This window comes from Chryseobacterium sp. NFX27 (assembly GCF_049887855.1).
GTDB lineage: Bacteria > Bacteroidota > Bacteroidia > Flavobacteriales > Weeksellaceae > Chryseobacterium.
Window position 1 is genome coordinate 107,259 of sequence record NZ_JAGEKK010000006.1, and the last position, 21,073, is coordinate 128,331.

Consider the following 21,073-nt stretch of genomic DNA (forward strand, 5'->3'; position numbering starts at 1 on the left):
GAAATGATCAATATTTATGTATTGTAAACTTCAGGGCTTTATACACAAGTAGAGATCCGAACAAAAATCAGTATATATCTAGCCATTTCTTAAAAGGTTAATCTCTTATTTCTAAAAACACTTTAATTCTATACGTATGAAAAAAAAATCTACATTAAAGATTTTTGCTGCGGTATTTTGTATTGCAGCGTCTCATGCTTTTTCGAGGACAATACCCGTTCCGGAAATTAATGAGAACCTCAGCGGAACCAGCTTTAAAACACTAGTACCCCCAAGTGTTTACGACCTGGATCCTCTTATTATTGTTTCACAAAATGTGAATGAAAAAGGACTTGTCGTCATGAGCGGGCAGTTTTCCAAGCCTTTCACTGACGGTAATATTCTTCTTTCCATCAAATATCAGAATGCCCTTGGAGAATGGGTGACCGCATGGTGTAAAACACTATACTCTTACAATCAGTATAACGAAAACTTAAAAGCAGTTTTTGAATTACCAGCTTCTGCAAACACAACTTATAATTTAAAGATTGAATTAAGCTCAGACTCCGGCACAGCTAATTTCAGCAGCGTGTACTGGGGTAAAACAGTCAATCATTACAGGCTATCTGATTATTCAGCAGCCAATTGCGATCTGGATGAAAATGAATACACTATTCTTTTAACACCAAAGAAAGAAGGAACTCTTATCATGGATGTTAATGGAAAAGTAACGGGAATAAAAGACAGAGTGACCTCAGCATATTCATGGAACAAACTGGGACCCGTTATTATGAATAACAAAAAGGATGATAACGCTTTTTCACCTGTATCTCCAGCTTCAGTAATGGATAATGGTAATGGAAACAAATCCGTTAAAATGATCAATTCGGGAGTATCTGCTGATGTTTTGGGAGCAACACCTGAATTTATCTACCATGAAATGCCCGGACATCCGATCCCTTATTTATATACCTACAATGATCCCGTATATATGTTTGCCGGTAAATTCTCCATCAGTGGATTATTATTAAAATTCAGTCAGTGGCCTGGTGACCCTAACGGCCCCGGTCAACATGATTTCAGGAATCCTAACCAGCTGCAAAGCCGGTATTTCAATCTCTATAATACGATCTACGAAAAGCTTTCAGACTTCATTACAGATCAGGAGCCTGTTGTGGTGGTATCCAGCCAGGCAACCGGATTCAGGGTTTATAAAAGTGACGGACAGTTTATCAGTATAAAACCAGCAACCGGGCATAGTAACTATGGTGCATTATTCTTTGGATATGGTAACGATCAGGGGGGAGCAAGAAGAGGTCCGGGTTCTGAAAATCTAATTATTTCAAATACTCCTGAAATGACACTTTACGGGATGGGAGCCTTAAGAAACGACGCTACCAGCTCTTCACAGTCTGTAAGATCTCTTTCCGATATTGAGTCTGAAATTGCCCGGTTCATCAATTATGTAGGAATTTTCGGCAACGTAAAATTAAGTACAACAGATTGTGCAAATGCATGCTATACACTCAGTTCCGGAGCCGTTCCCGATAACAGTCCTGCAGACTGGACAAAAGCCCCAAACAGTTATATTTTCACAGGTAAAGATAAAAACGGAGCCTCGGTAGACGGTTTATATATTCCTGTAAAAAAAGCTTATGAAATGTGGTCCAGAGGTGGCGATTTCATGAAAGATGACAATGGTAATTATACACCTATTTCCTTACAAGGTATTGCAAAAGCAGGACTGTATTGGGAAGATGAACCGGGACTTATAAAATCTGTTACCTTAGAAGGCACAGGAGAAAATGCGAGGATCAAAGTAATGATCAATAAAATAAAAGAAGGTAACGCTGCTATTTCGTATAAAGTAAATGACAAAATATACTGGACATGGCACGTATGGGCTACTGACGACCCAGGAACCCATGGAAGCACTTACCATCATGGCTTTGAAAAAGACAAAGACGGAAATGTAGTGACCAACTGGAAATGGATGGATAGAAACCTGGGGGCTACTAATGCCAATTTTGTTGGAAACGACTGGCATAAATCTGCAGGTTTACAGTATCAATGGGGAAGAAAAGATCCGTTTCCATCTTTTGGATTAAAAGATTTAAGCCTCTACCCTATTAATGGAGAGATTAATTTAAATTACAATGATCCTGCTTTTCAAGCGAAATTCATAAAAATAAGAGGAAATAAGTATTCTGCTCAAATTAATACCGGAACAGATACACCTAACGGAAACATCAGATTCTCTATAGAAAACCCGATAAGTTTTATTGCAACACCTATTTATGTTGCCAAAAAAGGAGAAGCACTGCTGAATGATGGGGAAGATTTCTTAGCACAAAACAGCAATGACAGCTGGACACAGGTAGGTATGACGACTTGGTTTTCAAAAGAAAAATACAGAAAATTTATTCCTCCTTACCGCGAAAATATAATTGCCTGGGATCTTTGGGGAGATACACGTCAGGGGAATTATTCAGATATAGACGATCCTGCTGTTGGAGAATCCAGTTCCAGATATGCACTGAAGTCACCATATGACCCATGCCCATGTAACTGGAGAGTACCTTCAAGCTATTTTTCGGGAGGTAGAAATTCAGGCGTTCCAATGCCGGATGAAAACAGATACAGTCCTTGGGGAAAGCATACGGGAAATACGGTTGATCCGGAGTTTAACGCAACTTCATTAAATGCTGATTATCCGGGCATAAAGATTTATCCTCAGTTTGGATTTGATTTTTCAGGAGTTAACGGAATGAATTTGGGCAAATTTCCTATTAACGGAAATTATGAATCTTATCCGAATACAGCAAGTCCTCTAAAATATGGAACAGGATGGATCACACCGGTTATAAATTTCCAGGATCAGAGTGCAGACGGCGGGCTATTAACTACTACTTTCATTACTGCTTCTGAAATGATCAATCAGGTACGACAGCCTTCATTTGGAGCGGCTGGTTTGGCTTTAATTTCAGATCCGTTAAGCGCTTCTAAACCGAGACCGGGCTGGCACAGGTTCTCCAGCAGTGCATATACAGGCAGTGGTGGTGTCCGTTGTATTTATGATCCTAATGCCGCTTTTATGTCGCCGGCATTTGACACAAACTTTGTTTATTCAACGAATGAAACTTATTCTATAGAAACTTTAAAATCATGGACTAAACTACCAAACAGTTATATAGAATATACCAATCCTGCGTTGGTAACTCCAAATCCAAATGGAAATACTATAGATCCAAATAAAGATAATGACAGGATTATTGAAATTCCATTGAAAAAAGCCTATGCTATGCACAAGCTGCATTTAAACACTGATTTTTCTTTCCCAGCAGAAAGTACAAAATCATCATCTGTAGTTTGGACCAGCAATACAAGTTTAATTCAAAAAATGGAAATTATAAACGGATCTATAGATAGTTCCATTTTAAAAGTTACTTTAAATCAAAATCAGACAGGTAATGCTGTGGTTGCCTTCCATGCAGGTACAGGAACCTGGACATCCAACAAACATAATGACCCTGTTGTATGGAGCTGGCACATTTGGGCACCGAGATCTGTGGTCACAACGTATGATGTGGATCCTGAAAACGTTGGAAATGGTGGGGTTATAGCGGCCAATGATCAGTTTGTAGATCCAATGACCAGTGCTGGAGTTCCTATGAAAACTACCTTCATGGACAGAGATTTAGGAGCCAGGCTACCTTTTATCAATGAACATATTATAGGATTGGCAGATACAGAAGGGCAGCCACTTGCATCATCTAACAGCCAGACGGATATTTATAAGAAGTTAGATCAAATGCATGACAGCGGAGGCCTACACTTCCAGTGGGGCAGAAAAGATCCGCTTCCGGCATTCTACAATCCCGGAATGTTCTATAACTTACCGCAGGTATGGACCAACGGTGTTCTCTCAAGACCTTTTAATGCTTATACTGTATACAGACAAATCAATCCGGCTAATGCAACAACCGGTGCCATTCCTTATTCGGGAAACATCACAGAAGCATCTTATACAAGTACTTACAGCCAGCCTTATTCTACGTATTCTGCTGCGGCTTCAGTTTCTACACTTGATTCCAAAGCAGACAAGCTGAAGAAAATAGTGAAATATTCTGTGTCCAATCCGATGAATTATCTGTACCAATCTGATAACACAAAGCTAGATTGGGTTTCAGATGAAAATGGCAATATGCCGGAAAGATGGGGTCATGCTGCAGAGAAATCTCCTTACGATCCTTGCCCTGCAGGTTGGCGAATTGTTGATTTGCATACCGTTTCTACAGGAATTATTTTGGGGAACTTTATTTCAAAGGGAAATACACCTTGGTTTTACAATGCGAAATTCAATACCAATATCTATGGAATGGATCCTGGTAACGGAAATACTCTGAATGTAAGAAATGAAGCTTACAATGCAAATAGAATTAACTATGTAGGAGGGATGGTGAGAGCAACTTCAGCCCAAGGGAAAGTGAATTCAAGATTTGGATTCGTATTAAACAAAGCTGAATATAATATAGGTGTGTTCCCTAATAATGGAATAAGAGGTTTTAATGGAGGTAATGATTTAACAGCTTCAATGGATGCTGCAAAAGTAACATTTTCCTTTTCCGGTATCTGGACATCTGCCAGTCAGGGAACGGGTCCTTCTCTTGGCATGTTATTCAATACAACCGGAGGAGGTACAAGCGACTTGTTATATACATTAGTGCCAACATTCGGTTTCCGTCCGCAGGCTGCTATGTCCTGCCGTTGTGCGGAAATTAAGTACGATGCCAATGGAAATGAAATCGGAAGATATGAGCCATTTGCTATTCCGGTGGCTCCGAATGCGCTAGCAAAAGCAAAAAATGTTCTTTCAAAAACAGTGATAGAAGAAAAAATGGCTCAGAACAATCTTCAGTTCTTTCCAAATCCTGTAAAAAACCTTCTGTATATCAAAGGTAACGATGTTGCTAAAGAATATTATTACCAGATTTATAATCTATCCGGTCAACTCGTAAAGTCCGGTAAATTTGAAAATGAGCGTACTGATCTTTCCTCTTTACTATCCGGAGTTTATTTAGTAAGAATCAACAATTCCGAAACAATAGTGAAAATTATTAAAGAATAACAGTTAACAACTGCTTAAAATTTGAACCGTCTCAGTTTTGAGATGGTTTTTTAATAGAATTAAGAATATTTTAATCTCCGGTTTTAATTATTATCATTTATAGTTTGTAATTTTATACAAGTTTAAATCATCAATTTTTCAAACCAATTTGTATAGAAACGCCGGAAACAGTCCTTTTAAACATGATTTTAAGCATATTTTAATATTAAATTTTGTTAAAAGTAACTGCCTTTTCGACAAAAATTATATTTTTGCATGATTATTGATTTAATCTATTGAATTTGAAAATAATTTAAACGAAATAAATAATTATAACCTTTAAGAAATTATGTCACAATCGTACGAAATTATTTTTGAAAACAATAAGAAATGGGTAGAGTCTAAAATAAAGCAGGATCCAACTTTCTTCGAAGAATTAGCTAAAACTCAGAATCCAGAATTTCTGTATATCGGATGTTCTGACAGTAGAGTGACAGCGGAAGAACTGATGGGCACAAAACCGGGCGAAGTTTTTGTAACAAGAAATATCGCTAATGTGATAAATACTTTAGACATGAGTTCAACAGCGGTAATCCAATATGCCGTGGAGCACTTAAAAGTAAATCACATTATTGTTTGTGGACACTACAATTGCGGCGGTGTAAAAGCAGCGATGACCCCTCAGGATCTGGGATTATTAAATCCCTGGTTAAGAAACATCCGTGACGTTTACAGATTGCACCAGGCTGAACTAGACACTATCGAAGATGAAGGAAAACGTTATGACAGACTTGTAGAACTAAATGTTCAGGAGCAGTGCATCAACGTGATCAAAATGGCCTGCGTACAGGAAAGATATATCATAGATGAGTATCCTATTGTACACGGCTGGGTATTTGACCTTAGAACAGGTAAGATTATTGATTTGGAGATCGATTTTGAGAAAACGCTGAAAGACATCCAAAAAATCTACAACCTTACAAGTTCTGATTGGGTAATGAGCAGAAAAACAGACTAGTTTTTCTAAAATGAATGTAAGATGAAATTCTGGAGTATTATTGTATTGACCTTCTTCCTAAACTTCACAGCACTGCCTGGCATTGCTGCAGTTGCAGGCTGGGATATAGCAAGGACCAATGTAACAATCAATGAAGAGGAGCCCCATTCTCACCCGTCATCTTTTATTGTTTATGAAAAGACACTTCCGAAAACTTTGGACGTATTCGATTACGTGAAGTTTTCCGAGCCTGACCTTCAGGGTGTATCTTTTGAGCTGATAGACGATTCCTTTCATCTGTCGCCCTTACTTTCCATATTTTCCCCGCCTCCGGAAGCTTAATTTTAAGTATCGTTAGATTTTATAGTATTCATATCAAAAGCTGATATCGGATACGTGTGCTTAAAATTAAATTTCCAATCTTTTATAATTGATTATCTGAAGATAGATCAATCGGTTATAGTATTTTTCAAAACATCATGAAAAAAACATCATTTATAGGAGGAATCAAGGAGAATTTCCCTTCCGGACTCGTTGTATTCTTAGTCGCGCTTCCATTATGTCTCGGAATCGCTTTAGCATCAGGGGCACCGCCATTGTCAGGTGTCATTGCAGGTATCGTAGGAGGATTAGTTGTAGGATTTCTAAGTAATTCAAATATATCAGTATCCGGTCCCGCAGCAGGTCTTACAGCCATTGTTTTAACCGCTATTACAGATCTGGGGGCTTTCGAGCTTTTCCTTTGTGCAGGAATCATTGCCGGACTTATCCAGTTAATTCTGGGATTCATCAAAGCCGGAAGCATATCCAATTATTTCCCGAATAACGTTATTGAGGGAATGCTTGCCGCTATCGGGATTATCATTATTCTGAAACAAATTCCTCATGCCATGGGGTTCGATAAAGACTATGAAGGGCATGAATCTATTTTTGATAACGGCCTTAATTTCGGATACTTTACAGAATTATTCGGAGCTATACATCTGGGAGCTATCGTGGTAACGCTGGTTTCCGTAGGTATCCTTATTGCATGGGACAAAATTCCAGCTTTAAAAAGAATGAAAATGCTTCCCGGAGCATTGGTTGCAGTAGTGGCAGGGATACTTCTGAATGAAGCATTCAAAATGTCCGGCAGCTCTTTGGCCATCAGTACTCAGCATCTGGTTTCACTACCGGTTCCTCAGTCTTTGGATGACTTCAAAAATCTTGTTACGATGCCTGATTTTAATGGATTCACCAATCCTAAGGTATGGATAGTAGGGGCAACCATTGCTATTGTAGCTTCTATTGAAACCCTGCTTTGTATTGAAGCCTCAGACAGATTAGACAGACAGAGAAGAATTACCGACACTAATCTTGAGCTTAAAGCACAGGGAATCGGAAATTTAATAAGCTCATTTATCGGAGGGCTGCCCATGACATCTGTCGTAGTAAGAAGTTCTGCCAATGCTAACGCCGGCGCCACTTCAAAACTTTCCGCCATGATCCACGGTGTACTTTTATTGGTATGCGTGCTTACTATTCCGTTCATACTGAACTTAATACCGCTTGCGACACTTGCCGCAGTATTGATTCTTGTAGGATATAAACTGGCAAAGCCTGCAACATTCAAGCATTTCTGGCATTTAGGTAAATTCCAGTTCATTCCGTTTGTCGCTACGGTTGTAGCCGTTGTGGCAACCGATCTTCTTAAAGGAGTTGGAATCGGTCTGGCTATTTCCGTATTCTATATCCTTCAGGGAAATATGAAGCGTGCCTATTATCTGAGCAGAGAAAAACTGAATGATGCTGATGAAATCAACATTAAGCTTGCTGAAGAAGTTTCTTTCCTGAATAAAGCAGCCATCAAAAAAACATTAAAAAATGTAAAGCCCAACTCTACCGTGACCATCGATGCAAGGGGAACTTCATATATTGCGACAGATGTACTGGAAATGATCCAGGATTTCGCCAATATCCGGGCCAAAGAAGAAGATATCAATGTGGAACTTTTAGGCTTCAAAACTTCATACAAAGATTATGAAACAGATGAAGACTCTCACATCCTGATCACACACAGAAGAGCTATGTAAGCTCATTAATTACAGTAATTTTTAATTTTAAAAAGAATAAATCAATCATATGAAAGCACATACATACGAAACCCAATCTACCATTAATCCTGAAAAAGCATTAGATTTTTTAAAAGACGGAAACCAAAGATTTGTGAATAACCTAAAAGCAAACAGAGATCTTTTAGAGCAAGTCAATGCAACGCGTGAAGGTCAGTGGCCTTTTGCAGTAGTTTTAAGCTGCATAGACAGCCGTACTTCTGCAGAACTTATCTTTGATCAGGGATTAGGAGATATTTTCAGTATCAGAATTGCCGGTAATTTTATCAATCAAGATATTTTAGGGTCAATGGAATTTGGCTGTAATGTTGCAGGTTCCAAGCTTGTTGTCGTTTTAGGACACACTAAATGCGGTGCATTAAAAGGAGGTTTGGATGCTGCGCAGATTCAGGGAATGGGAATGGATAATCTAAATCATTTAATTCATCATTTCGACCCAATCATCAATGAAATCATTGAAGAAGGTGAAGAACGTTCATCAAAAAACGGTTCGCTTTTGGAAAGGCTGAATCAGCAAAACGTAAAAAATGCCATCGAAGATATCCGTACCCAGAGCTCAACACTTAAAAAGCTTGAAGATGAAGGTAAGATCAAAATAGTTGGAGCCAATTATGATGTTGAAACCGGAGTTGTAACCTGGCTTTAAGAGATAAAAATCTGTACATTTTTATTTCTCATAGATAAAGAAAATCATTTATAGTTAGATTGGAATTGATTTTAAAAAGTACAACAAAAGATCATCGGAAAATCCGGTGGTCTTTTATTTTTTTGTAATAAGCTTAGAAATAACTATTCTTTTGAACCATTAAGACTTAATAAGCTGTTAAGAATCATTAAGGCAAAATAATCAATTGATTATTTTAAGTTGACATCCTATTTATTTTCCGTTGAATGCAGACATTGTATTATTGATACCGGCAAACACAAAGGACAGGCTGGCTTTAGAGAATTTTTCAATTCTTTCACTCAGCTTTCCGGATTCCTCCTCATTCCAGGTTCCCAACACGTAATCCACCTGGCGCCCTTCAGAAAAGTCTGCAGAAATCCCGAACCTCAGCCTTGCATAATTTTGAGTATTGAGGGTTTCATTAATACTTTTAAGCCCGTTGTGACCGGCATCAGAACCTTTCATTTTCATTCTTAAAGTCCCGAACGGAAGAGCAAGATCGTCTGTAATGATCAGTACATTTTCCAGTGGAATATTTTCTTTCTGCATCCAAAACTTTACTGCATTTCCCGAAAGATTCATATAAGTATCCGGCTTCAGAACAAGAACCTTTCTTCCTTTGTATTTTCCTTCTGCCATCCAGCCGAAATTGGTCGTATTAAATGAAGCTTCCAGTGTTTCAGCTATTTTCTCAGCTACCTTGAATCCTATATTGTGGCGTGTATTTTCGTATTCAGGGCCTTTATTTCCAAGCCCGACTATTAAATATTTCATTCAGAAATTTTTTGCAAAATTAAGGGATAAAAAATAAAAAGCCCAATCTTACAAAAGATTGGGCCTGTATATTATAAAGATCCTTTTAAAAAGGCTTATAAATATAGTTTACACCAAATCCTTTTGTCATATAAGTCTGCGGATCATAGTTGTAATTGGTTGTCCAGTTAATTGGAGACGGGATAGGAGGAATAAGATCTGTTACCGATCTTTTCTTAGGGTTGTTCGGAGATAAGATATGACTTTCCTTATCATTAATTTCAGTTGATAAAAGTCTTGAAATTTTGTATGCTGAAGGAAGCAGTGTAAATGGGCTGATCAGAGTATCGTAATTCACGAAATCATATGCATATCTGGTAGTAGGTCTTCCCATTGCATCTCCGGCCATAGGACCATAATTTCTTACCACCCTGGATACGTTATCTCCTAAATAAGTGTATCCTGTTTTAGAATAACTGATATACGCAAACTGTGTCCCTGGAACATCAGGACCATTTTTCATGATGATAGAGTCCAGCTTTGCTGTTGAGCCGTTATACTTTAACAGGTAGTGGGTTTTTGTTTTTCTTAATAGGGTCTGTGGGCCGGGATTTGTTGCCGGCGGCACAGGTGGAGGCCTTCTGAAAACAGAACGGTTTTCAGAAATTGTTACCAGCTTGTCGTTCGGTCCATAAGTAAATAACTGGCTGTAAGAAACGCTGTCTTTATCAAGCTTCCCGTTTCCGTCCAGATCCAAAAATCCGTTAAAGTTAATTTGGCTTACTTTGTCACCGCTGTATGCAATATTCGTAATTGAAGCACTGTCTGTGATTACTTTCGTTACCAAAAGCCCACTGTAGTGATATTCTGCTAATGTATCCTTATCTGTAATTTCTCTGTATAATGCTCTTGGGCCAATCAGGCCTCCTGTTCCATTAAGGTCCAATAAAGGATCCCCGTCCTCGTCTAGCATGTCTTTACAGGAATGTATTGATGAAAATCCTGCTATTAATAAAATAAAGTAGAAAAGCTGTTTCATTTCCAGGTAATTGTTTATTTTTTGACAAATATAACTTTTTTTTGAACAAAAGTTATGTTTTTATTTATATTCCAGTAAAACTGATAATCAATTGAACTTTACAGAGTTCTGTAAGTATATTTAAGAATCTGATCCTTATCCGAAACGGGATAGTTGTAGGCATCATACACGTAGGTCATAGGTGTATTTACTGCTGGTGCGGGAGATGGCGGCATCACATATACCGATGTTGGATTATTCGGAGAAATTCTATAAAAATTTTCAGGACGTACCAGGCTCCAGGCAGTAAAGAATGATTTGGGAAGTGTGGAAAACGGATTAACCTTAGAATCATAGTTCTGGTAGCTGTAAACAGTCATCTTTGCAGTAGCCATATTAGGTGCTCCTGATGATGTAAGTGTTCCTTTGGCACATTCAGCCTTGAAAATATTATCTCCCACGTAGGTAAAAGTGCTTTCAGTGAATAAGCTGTAAGCTGTATTTCCGGCCACTTTTCTCTTTTCCAGGATTTTCACAAGTTTCTTACCTGTGGCATCGTAAGTGAATATATAATCACTTACAAAAGAGTCTATTGCAGTAGCGGCTGTACCAGTACACGTTGCGCTGTACACATTGCCTTTGCTGTCTTCACTTACGCTAAAATCATACGTCATACTTCCGGTCAGGCTTCCCAAAAATTTTATTTTCCCAATTTTATTATTGATATAGGTTACGGTACCTGTATAATAATTACTGGTATTTCCATCTCTAAGCATTCCTTTCTGAAAAGCAGTACCATTAACTGTATATTCTTCCTGAACAGCGCCACTTAATGTAATCTTTTCCAGAACTCTGGCTGGAGGAGTCGGGTTCCCGTTGTTTCCGCCATTATTGGCACTGGGCTCGAATTGATCTGAAGAAGAATTGTCACATGAAACCATAAGTCCGAAAAATACACCGGCAATGATTTTAAAAAGATAGTTTTTTCCCATGAAAAAATATTTTAGTGAGTTGACAAATATAATTCATTTTTTTGACGAAAACATTCACTTATTCAACAAATTCATGACAATCTTTATCTTTTTACAAAAAAAACCTAAAAACATAATGTTTTCAGGTTTTTATCTTATGATTTATCATGAAATTAATAAGGCTGCAGTACAGATGTCGTTAAAACAGACTGAGACATTTCATTGTTCAGATAGTCTGTATTGACTGCCCTTCCTATTCCCAATGTTCCTGAATTAAGGTTTCTTTTTGTACAGGCCACCTTCACAGAATAATTGTTCTTAGGGGTAAGATTCGTAAGTGTTGCATTCAGGTTGAAAATCTTATAGCTTCCTTCCGAACCTATTAAAACATCAGTTCTAACTGCTCTAAGCGCATTATCTATAAAGATACCACATGCAAAACCCGCAGAAGCATTGGAATTTCCCGTTTTCTGAGCGGTGGTCTGAAAGGTAAAGGCCACTTTATTGATGGCATTGGTAATGGAAAAAGTATCGACTGCTCCCGGAAGAACCGTCCACGCAGAGGTGATCGCCGTCCCTTCCATATAAGGAGCGGTGGCTCCATTAGGGGAAGAAAAACTTGCTCCAACCCGGTCTGCAACAGTATTCAATGAAAATACGGACATACTTCCCTGCCCATCGGCAATTTTTATACTTTTCCAGTCATTCACATTCAGTTCTGAGTTGTTATGAAAAATAGTTCCCGCAGATCCGGCAGATCCTTTCAGCAGATTCGTTCCACCGGTTCGGATTTCTCTTCTAACATTTAAATCACCGTTTATATCCAGCATATTCACAGGATTGGCAGTGTTTACTCCCACCTGTGCAGTTGCCAGCACAGCAAAAAATAATGACTTTATAATAATAATTTTTTTCATGCCTGGATTAATTTATAATTGGATTGAATACCTGGGGAATTTCATACACATCAACTTTAAGGGAAGACTGCGTAATAAAACTGTTAATATTGCTATATGCATTGATTCCTATAGCCAATACAACATCGCTTGCTGTTCTGTAAGATCCCAGCCTTGAGCAGGCCACACTTACCTCATGCTGTCCTTTGGAAAGATTGGTGACTATCCCGATCTGATTGTGTGTAATAAAGGTGCTTGCCGCACTACTTGCCTTTAAATTTCTCTGTCTGAGGTTAACCAGCTTGTTATCCACAAAAATACCACATGCATAATCTATGGAAATATCAGGTGTCCCGTTTACAGGAAGATCAGCCTGCACTACAGTTTCAAACTGAAAATAAGTTTTGCTTTCCGTGCTGAATACACTGATAGGATGCGACAGACCTGCAATTTTCTTAAATCCGGGAAGGCTTGAGATATCTGCTCCTTTAGTAAAAGCTGTATTTTTGGAAGCAATAGTGGATTGCTCACTGTTGGTAAATTTCACACCGGTCCTGTCTGAAAAGGAATTATTGAATATCAGATAAAATTTATTCGGTTCATATTCCGGGATACGCAGTGACTTCCAGATCGGAGGATAGTCCTCTCCCTGAGAAACAAGGATCTGGTCATTATTACCCTGGGACAAAGTATTATCTGTAACGTTAAGGACAACGATTTTATTTCTTAAATTGATATCACCATTGACATCAAGTTGCGCTTTTGGTGAATCCGTTTTGATTCCCACTTGGGCAGAAAGAGACAGCCCTGTCATAAAAAACAGGATCGAAATAATATTTTTCATCAATTAATTGCTTTTATAAGTTACGTATTCAATAACATCGATCTTCATAACAGACTCAAGAGTAAATGCATTGGAAACCGTATTGGTATCGGATACATTACGCCCGACTGTAAACTGTGAGCTTAGATTTGAGGAATTGATTTTTCTACACGCCACCTCAAGCTTTTGTGCCCCAACCGGAACATTCTGCTCTGTATAATTAAGAGTGAAAATATAATCCAGAATACCCTGTTTCTCCGTATTGTTGTTTGAAACAATCTTATCCGGACGTACTGCTACCAGTTTTCCGTTTCTGAAAACCCCGCAGGTAAAAGTAACAGACTGGGAAGTTGTTGCAGACGGAGCCTTCATTTCAACACCTGTTTGAAACTGGTAAGTAAGCCTGTTCTTCCCGTTTTTGATGATAAAATTGTTCTCAAGTCCCGCAATTTTCACCCACTTTCCTTTTGAGGTATCGGCAATGTCATCCCCAACATTATTCTTATACACATTATCTGCCGCAATACCACTGGAAAGCGCCGTAATACCTGCCTGATCCGATGATAGATACGAATTGATCAATTTGTACTGTCCTTCCTCCATAAAGGAAACATTCAACGATTTCCAGACTGGAGGCAGACCTTCTCCCTGCGAAACCAAAACCTGGCCGTTCAATCCGGCATTTCCAACCTGGTCGGATGTGCCGCCTACTCTAAGTTCTTTTCTTAAGGTGGTTTTCCCGTTGATGTCGAGAGTAGATTTGGGAGCAGTAGTCCCGATTCCCACCTGCGCGTTCACACAGAGCGATAAAAGCCCGGCTGCGCAACAATAAATAATTCTTTTCATAATAAGGGCTGCAAAGGTATGAATTTTAAACAAAATAAACCATTTACAAGCCCGTAAACCCGTACTAATAAAGCAATTATGCTGTAGAATTTAATGTACAAAAAAGTAGAATTATTACTACAAAATCTACTTTTTATATCTGACTTATCGGGATCAAAGCAATCAAACCCAATGCCAGCCGAGGATACGGCAATATTTTTTCTCATCCTATTGTGACTTCAAATGCTTCTAAATCCGTATGATACCTTACTTTTTACGTGTAAAAATCATGTTTTTTTTCAATAAAAAAAGGCCTTAAAAAGTAAATTTTTAGGCCTTTCCTATTTTTTGATTATTAAAATATGGTATTCTTCTCTTAATTATGTCCGATAATCGTTTTCAAAAGCACATTAACTTCATCCACATTTTTCACTTTTTCTTTTCTCATCATCAACAGATTACCCTCTTTACCGATCTTCTCTTTAAGCTGAGCCTCCGCCGGATTCTGAGTCAGATAGCTGATGATATGCCTGAACCTGTCGGTCTGGTAAAACTTATCCTGGGGATTTGCTGGAAAATATCCCAAAAACACACCATTTTTCATGACGATCTTTTCAAATCCTATCTCTGCCGCAAGCCATTTCAAGGCAACACTCTTCAATAAATTAACCGCTTCTTTCGGTAAAGCCCCAAAACGGTCGATCAGTTCAAGCTCAAATTTATAAAGATCTTTTTCATTATCAATCTCTGCAATTTTCTGGTACAGCAATAACCTCTCTTCGGTATTGGAGATATAGAAATCCGGAAGCATCAGCTCAAGATCAGTATCAATATTGACATCTTTTACAGATTTGAAAAGCTTCTGCCTGTCTTCCTCATTATCAAAAAGGTTTTCAAAATCCGCATCATCTTTTAATTCTTCCAGGGCTTCCTGCATAAGCTTCTGATAGGTTTCAAAGCCCATTTCATTAATAAATCCGCTCTGCTCCGCCCCAAGAAGATCTCCCGCTCCACGGATCTCAAGATCCTTCATGGCAATCTGGAAACCGCTTCCAAGATCTGAGAACTGCTCAATAGCTTCAAGACGTTTTCTGGCATCAGAGGTTATCATATCATAAGGAGGCGTGATCAAATAGCAGAAAGCCTTTCTGTTGCTCCGTCCTACTCTTCCCCTCATCTGGTGGAGATCTGCCATTCCGAATCTTTGGGCATCATTAATGAATATGGTATTCGCATTGGGAACATCCACTCCACTTTCGACAATCGTTGTAGAAACAAGTACATCATATTTCCCTTCCATGAAATCAAGCACATTCTTTTCCAGCTGCTTACCTTCCATCTGTCCGTGTCCTGTAATCACTCTTGCATCCGGAACCAGCCTCTGGATAAGCCCGGCAATATCTTTAAGGTTTTCAATCCTGTTATTGATAAAGTATACCTGCCCGTCTCTCTGGATCTCATAAGAAACAGCATCCCTGATGGTTTCCTCATTAAAACCAACAAGCTGTGTATCAACAGGCTGTCTGTTTGGCGGCGGTGTTTTGATCACAGAAAGGTCTCTTGCCGCCATGAGGGAGAACTGGAGTGTTCTCGGGATAGGAGTGGCAGTAAGGGTAAGGGTATCTACATTGCTTTTAAGCGTTTTCAGTTTATCTTTCACCGAAACCCCGAATTTATGTTCCTCATCAATGATCAGCAGTCCAAGATCTTTGAACTTCACGGAGCTGCTTACCAGCTGATGGGTGCCAATGATAATGTCTACTTTTCCGTTTTTAAGACCATCTAAAGCTTCTGCTTTCTGTTTGGCAGTTCTGAATCTGTTGACATAAGAAACGTTCACCGGAAAATCTTTCAGCCTTTCTTTAAAACTTCTGTAATGCTGAAATGCCAGAATCGTTGTAGGAACCAATACAGCAACCTGTTTTCCATCTGTCGCGGCTTTAAATGCGGCACGGATCGCTACTTCAGTCTTTCCGAAACCTACGTCACCACAAACCAGCCTGTCCATTACCGTATCTGCCTCCATATCCCTTTTCACATCAATGGTTGCTTTCTCCTGGTCCGGAGTATCTTCATAAATAAAACTGGCTTCCAACTCATTCTGCAGATAGGAATCCGGAGTATAGGAAAATCCTTTTGCCGTTTTTCTTTCAGCGTATAATCTTATAAGGTCAAAAGCAATCTGCTTTACTTTCGCCTTAGTTTTCTGTTTTAATGATTTCCAGGCCGGAGAACCCAGTTTACTCAGTACAATTTCTTTTCCGTCCGGACCGTTATACTTTGAAATTTTATGCAGTGAATGAATACTTACATATAATAAGTCTCCATTTTTGTAAGTCAATTTAAAACATTCCTGGATTTTCCCGTCATTATTTACCTTGACAAGACCCATAAATTTCCCTATTCCGTGGTCGATGTGGGCAATGTAATCGCCTATTTTCAGAGACATCAGATCTTTCAGTGTCAGCTGTTCTGATTTTGCAAAGGTATTTTTTGCTTTATATCTTTGATAGCGGTCGAAAATCTGGTGGTCTGTATATACTAAAAGTTTATGCCCGTTATCTACAAATCCTTCATGCAGCTCAGATTTGAAACTTTTAAAGGGAAGCTCGTGTTCAAGCTCTTCAAATATAGATTCCAGCCTTTCTTTCTGCTTTTCTGTAGAAAAAGAGATCCAGGTATCAAAGCCTTCGCCTTGCTTTTCTTCAATATCTTCTATCAGCAGCTCGAAATTTTTGTGAAAGGAAGGTTGCGGAACCTGCTCAACTTTTATTTCGGTAATTTCTTTAAGCCCTTCAATAGGAATTCCAGCAAAATCAATTGTTTTAAATTTCTTAAAATCAAACAGAAAATCCTGATCTGAAATAAACAGTTCCTGCGGGGCCCTGTGCGCAATATCCTTATTCAAGGTATCATATTTTTCCAATGCTTTCTCATAGAAAGTCCTGATCTTCTGCATTCCAACGGCGCCATTTCTGGAAACAACAAAGCTTTCTTTAGGCAGCAGCTCCAGCAGTGAAACCCGGGTTCCGGTTACTGAAAAATTCATATTGGAAACCAGCTGAAAGTCTTTTACCTTATCTATAGAAAGCTGGGTTTCTATATCAAAGGTTTTAATATTCTCCACCTCATTTCCAAAGAAGGTAAGTCGGTAAGGTTTCTCGTAGGAATATGAAAACACATCAACGATTCCTCCTCTTACTGAAAACTCTCCCGGTTCGGAAACAAAATCTGCCTGCTGGAAATTATAATGGTTCAACAGCTCATCTACGAAATCAAAATCCAGCTGATCACCTACTTTTATGTGATGTGAAATTGCTTTAAAATCTTCTTTTTTCAAAACCTTTTCGGACAAGGCACCGGCATAAGCCACAATAACCTTAGGAGCTTTCCCGGAGTTGATCTTATTCAGAACCTCTGTCCGGAGCACCAGATTTGCATTCTGAGTCTTTTCTACCTGATAAGGCTCAAGATGGGTTGCCGGAAAATACAGAACTTTATCCTTTCCAAGCAGGTCTTCCATTTCAGTGTTGGCATATAATGCATCTTCTTTGTCATCTACCAGATAAAGAATGGTCTTCTTCTGAGTTAGAAAGAGTTCGGCAACAAAAATAGAAACTGAAGATCCGGCACTTCCTTTCACGGAAATATGCTGGCTTTTCTCTAGCTGGGTAAAGATTTCTTTTCCAAATTCTTTCTGAAGCAGGTCCGGAAGAAACTTTTCGTGAATAGGTTTTAGCTGCATAAATAGTAATGGTATAAACGACAAAAGCGATTTCGGGAGTGTTCCGAAACCGTTTGCTTATAACAAAGATAAGGATATTTTTTTCTTTCTCCAGAAATCAAAAGTTATTAAAAATACAACCAAAACAATACAACCACCATCTAACTCTTAATTTTTTACCAATTTATTTAATTAAAAGTTAAAAATATACTGATATTCCGGCATGGCATAGTGTTTGAAAATCACACCTTATCAAACTTTTTAAAGAAATAAAATTATGAAAAAAGCAATCAGAATCTTAGGAATTTTTATGCTGGTCTTTGTTGCCGCATTATCTTTTGCATCATGTAGTGATGATGATGATCCTGTAAACAACGATTTCTTCGCAGGAACTTATAAGGGAAGCATTTCTTATAATGACGGATCTACCAACAACAGCACAGATAACGGAAGTGTATTTGTAACCAAAATTGCGAGCGGTACGAAGTATAATTTCGCATTTTCGAACGGTATCCCGGATCTTAACGGAGTAGAATTTCAGCAGCAGGGAGACCATACTCTGGTAATGGTTGGTTCCACTGCCACATCTTATATTAGAATTGACAATAATGAGTTGAAGATTCTATACATCAAGGACGGGAAAACGTGGACTGCCAACTGTACACGTTAAACCAACTATTCATACTTACATGAAAGCCTGCTTCAATGGAGCAGGCTTTTTCTTTTTAAAAGCTGTCTATTAAGTTTTTTTTAAGCAGTAATAAACTTTAGTTAAGGTTGAAAATCAGGGATTTTCAGCCTGCTTTTTGTATATCTTTACTCAAGAAAAACAAACCGTACACCTATGAAAAAATTATTAGCAGCAATGTTTCTGGCTCTTGGGCTGGGATTTGCAACCGCTCAGCAGACTGCTCCGGCAGCGCCTGCAGCCCCTCATCATCAGACTGCAAAAACAGTAAAAGTTCCTGAAGCTAAAACGGCAAAACCTGCAGCCAAAATGAAAAAAGACGGAACACCTGACAAGAGGTATAAGGAAAACCAAAAACTGAAAAAAGACGGTACTCCAGATAAGAGGTACAAAGAAAACAAGTAAACTTTAACATATAGTTGTTATTTTCATAATCAAATTTCGAAGAACCGGTGAAACTCTTTCACCGGTTTTTTTTGTGGCATATTGGTTGAAAATGATTTCATATTCTATACTTATTTATAAATTTGAGGCATGTTAAATTTCTTCAAGAAAAATGCGGCACTTGTCTGGGCAAAGAAACATGTTCAGAAAACCGGGGAATTCAAAAAAAACTCAGTGAAAAATCAGGAGGTCCTTTTGCTGTCTTTGGTAAAGACGGCACAGAAAACTCTTTTCGGAAGGGAGCATGATTTTGAAAATATTCAGTCCGTCAAAGAATTCCAGGACAGAGTTCCTGTTTCAGACTATGAAGATCTGAAACCCTACATTGAGAGGGTAAAAAAAGGGCAGGCCAATATTCTCTGGACGGAAACTCCTGAATATTTTGCAAAAACTTCGGGCACCACTTCCGGTTCAAAATACATTCCTATCTCAAAAGAAGGAATGCCTTTTCAGATTGCAGGTGCGCAGAGTGCCCTGTTCCATTATATTGCCCAGAAAAACAATGCTGATTTTGTGAACGGAAAAATGATTTTTCTACAGGGAAGTCCCGAGATGGAGGAAGTTTTCGGAATAAAAACGGGCCGTCTTTCCGGAATTGTAGCTCACCATATTCCGGCTTATCTTCAAAAAAACCGTCTGCCAAGCTGGAATACAAATATTATGGAAGACTGGGAAGCGAAGGTAGATAAGATCATTGAAGAAACGGAGCACGAAAATATGACGCTCATTTCCGGAATTCCGCCATGGCTGATCATGTATTTTGAGAAGCTTAGTGAAAAACACGGTAAAAAGATCAAACAGCTTTTCCCTAATCTTCAGCTTCTTGTGACAGGAGGTGTTAACTACGAGCCATACCGTGACAAAATGAACGATCTGCTTGGTGGAAAAGTGGATATCATCCAGACATTTCCGGCCTCTGAAGGTTTTTTTGCTTTTCAGGATGACTATACCAAGGAGGGACTGCTTCTTTTAACCAATCATGGCATTTTTTATGAATTTATTCCTTTGGAGGAGTATGGCAAACCTGAAGCGCGTAGATTGACATTAAAAGATGTAGAACTCAACAAAGATTATGCCTTGGTTCTCACTACAAATTCAGGATTATGGGCTTATTCGATAGGTGATGTTGTAAGATTCATCAATAAAGATCCGTATAGAATTCTGGTGAGCGGGAGAACGAAGCATTTCACCTCTGCTTTTGGAGAACATGTGATCGCCTTTGAAGTAGAGGAAGCAATGAAAGCTACTTTAGAAAGACAGGTAGCGCAGATCACGGAATTCCACCTTGCCCCACAGGTAAATCCTACGGAAGGCCTTCCATATCATGAATGGCTGATAGAATTTGAAAAAGAGCCGGAAAATTTGGAATTGTTCAGGAATGAGCTGGACCGCCAGCTTCGCGAGAGAAATACTTATTATGATGATCTTATTACCGGAAACATCCTTCAGCCGTTGCATATTACTCCACTGAAAAGAAACGCTTTCCATGAGTATGCAAAATCGCAGGGCAGGCTGGGAGGTCAGAATAAAACACCGAGACTCGCCAATGACAGAAAAACTGCAGATCTGTTGGAAATTTACAAACTTTAGAGATATTTTTTCAATTCCAAAAACATATATTCGAAAAAAATTATAAATTTGAAAAAATAAAAAATAATAATGAAAGCATCTGTACTTTTAAAATCATCTTTACTAACATCCTTATTTGTCATTTCATCCTGCGCTACAACAAAGTACAGCGAGGACATTTCAAAAAACAATTATTCTAATCTTCAGGCTGGAAAAATGTATGTTGTTACCATGAAAGATGGTTCTGCCAAACAGAAAATGCTGTTCCGAAACATAGATGGTGACAATCTTATAGGAACTGCAGGTAAAAAGGACAGTACAGAGGTAATTATCCCAAAATCCAATGTAGCAGCCGTAAAAGACAGATCTAAAGCAAGAGCAACAGCAGGTGCTACTGTAATTGGTGCGGCCGGTGTTGCAGCTATCGTAATCAGTGCCTTGAGAGCGGACTAAATAGATTTTATCTTTCGGAACCTATTTGATTTATCATTCGAAAAACAG

General features: G+C 38.6%; 16 protein-coding genes. 9 read left to right on the forward strand and 7 right to left on the reverse strand.

The window, feature by feature from the left end; translation table 11 throughout:
* Window positions 1–136 precede the first annotated feature (136 nt).
* The 5 genes from J4Q03_RS08655 to J4Q03_RS08675 all read left to right on the forward strand — a co-directional run bounded on the left by J4Q03_RS08655 (window position 137) and on the right by J4Q03_RS08675 (window position 8,840).
* Window positions 137–5,107, forward strand: coding sequence for a T9SS type A sorting domain-containing protein (locus J4Q03_RS08655; protein ID WP_426047796.1), 4,971 nt, complete (start codon window positions 137–139; stop codon window positions 5,105–5,107).
* Window positions 5,108–5,435: 328 nt separating this feature from the next.
* Window positions 5,436–6,104 (forward strand): carbonic anhydrase, encoded by a 669-nt coding sequence (locus tag J4Q03_RS08660; RefSeq protein ID WP_426047797.1) that lies wholly within the window; start codon window positions 5,436–5,438, stop codon window positions 6,102–6,104.
* A gap of 21 nt (window positions 6,105–6,125) precedes the next feature.
* A complete protein-coding gene (locus J4Q03_RS08665; RefSeq protein ID WP_426047798.1) occupies window positions 6,126–6,425 on the forward strand; it encodes a hypothetical protein in 300 nt (99 codons plus the stop codon).
* 137 nt (window positions 6,426–6,562) lie between these two features.
* Window positions 6,563–8,155 (forward strand): SulP family inorganic anion transporter, encoded by a 1,593-nt coding sequence (locus J4Q03_RS08670; protein ID WP_426047799.1) that lies wholly within the window; start codon window positions 6,563–6,565, stop codon window positions 8,153–8,155.
* A gap of 49 nt (window positions 8,156–8,204) precedes the next feature.
* On the forward strand, window positions 8,205–8,840 hold the full coding sequence (locus tag J4Q03_RS08675; protein WP_426047800.1) for a carbonic anhydrase: 636 nt from the start codon (window positions 8,205–8,207) through the stop codon (window positions 8,838–8,840).
* Between the two features lie 231 nt (window positions 8,841–9,071).
* Here J4Q03_RS08675 and pth read toward each other — a convergent pair whose 3' ends face one another.
* The 7 genes from pth to mfd all read right to left on the reverse strand — a co-directional run bounded on the left by pth (window position 9,072) and on the right by mfd (window position 17,892).
* The gene (gene pth / locus J4Q03_RS08680; protein WP_426047801.1) at window positions 9,072–9,635 is read right to left on the reverse strand and encodes an aminoacyl-tRNA hydrolase; all 564 of its coding nucleotides are present in this window, start codon (window positions 9,633–9,635) and stop codon (window positions 9,072–9,074) included.
* An 85-nt stretch (window positions 9,636–9,720) separates the two neighbouring features.
* Window positions 9,721–10,653 carry a hypothetical protein gene (locus tag J4Q03_RS08685; protein WP_426047802.1) on the reverse strand — a complete coding sequence of 311 codons (933 nt, stop codon included), beginning with the start codon at window positions 10,651–10,653 and terminating at the stop codon, window positions 9,721–9,723.
* Between the two features lie 98 nt (window positions 10,654–10,751).
* Window positions 10,752–11,624, reverse strand: coding sequence for a hypothetical protein (locus J4Q03_RS08690; RefSeq protein WP_426047803.1), 873 nt, complete (start codon window positions 11,622–11,624; stop codon window positions 10,752–10,754).
* 152 nt (window positions 11,625–11,776) lie between these two features.
* On the reverse strand, window positions 11,777–12,520 hold the full coding sequence (locus J4Q03_RS08695; RefSeq protein WP_426047804.1) for a hypothetical protein: 744 nt from the start codon (window positions 12,518–12,520) through the stop codon (window positions 11,777–11,779).
* Window positions 12,521–12,527: 7 nt separating this feature from the next.
* The gene (locus J4Q03_RS08700) at window positions 12,528–13,343 is read right to left on the reverse strand and encodes a hypothetical protein (protein WP_426047805.1); all 816 of its coding nucleotides are present in this window, start codon (window positions 13,341–13,343) and stop codon (window positions 12,528–12,530) included.
* A gap of 3 nt (window positions 13,344–13,346) precedes the next feature.
* Window positions 13,347–14,168, reverse strand: coding sequence for a hypothetical protein (locus J4Q03_RS08705; RefSeq protein WP_426047806.1), 822 nt, complete (start codon window positions 14,166–14,168; stop codon window positions 13,347–13,349).
* 355 nt (window positions 14,169–14,523) lie between these two features.
* Complete coding sequence (gene mfd / locus J4Q03_RS08710) at window positions 14,524–17,892, reverse strand: transcription-repair coupling factor (RefSeq protein WP_426047807.1); 3,369 nt, start codon at window positions 17,890–17,892, stop codon at window positions 14,524–14,526.
* Between the two features lie 256 nt (window positions 17,893–18,148).
* On the opposite strand from mfd, the gene J4Q03_RS08715 reads away from it, so the two are divergent.
* The 4 genes from J4Q03_RS08715 to J4Q03_RS08730 all read left to right on the forward strand — a co-directional run bounded on the left by J4Q03_RS08715 (window position 18,149) and on the right by J4Q03_RS08730 (window position 21,025).
* Window positions 18,149–18,541: a hypothetical protein gene (locus tag J4Q03_RS08715; RefSeq protein ID WP_426047808.1), complete on the forward strand. Its 393-nt coding sequence runs from the start codon at window positions 18,149–18,151 to the stop codon at window positions 18,539–18,541.
* A gap of 174 nt (window positions 18,542–18,715) precedes the next feature.
* A complete protein-coding gene (locus tag J4Q03_RS08720) occupies window positions 18,716–18,964 on the forward strand; it encodes a hypothetical protein (RefSeq protein ID WP_426047809.1) in 249 nt (82 codons plus the stop codon).
* Window positions 18,965–19,093: 129 nt separating this feature from the next.
* Window positions 19,094–20,593 carry a GH3 auxin-responsive promoter family protein gene (locus J4Q03_RS08725; protein ID WP_426047810.1) on the forward strand — a complete coding sequence of 500 codons (1,500 nt, stop codon included), beginning with the start codon at window positions 19,094–19,096 and terminating at the stop codon, window positions 20,591–20,593.
* A 69-nt stretch (window positions 20,594–20,662) separates the two neighbouring features.
* Window positions 20,663–21,025, forward strand: a complete 363-nt coding sequence (locus tag J4Q03_RS08730; protein WP_426047811.1) for a hypothetical protein — start codon at window positions 20,663–20,665, stop codon at window positions 21,023–21,025.
* Window positions 21,026–21,073: the final 48 nt, after the last annotated feature.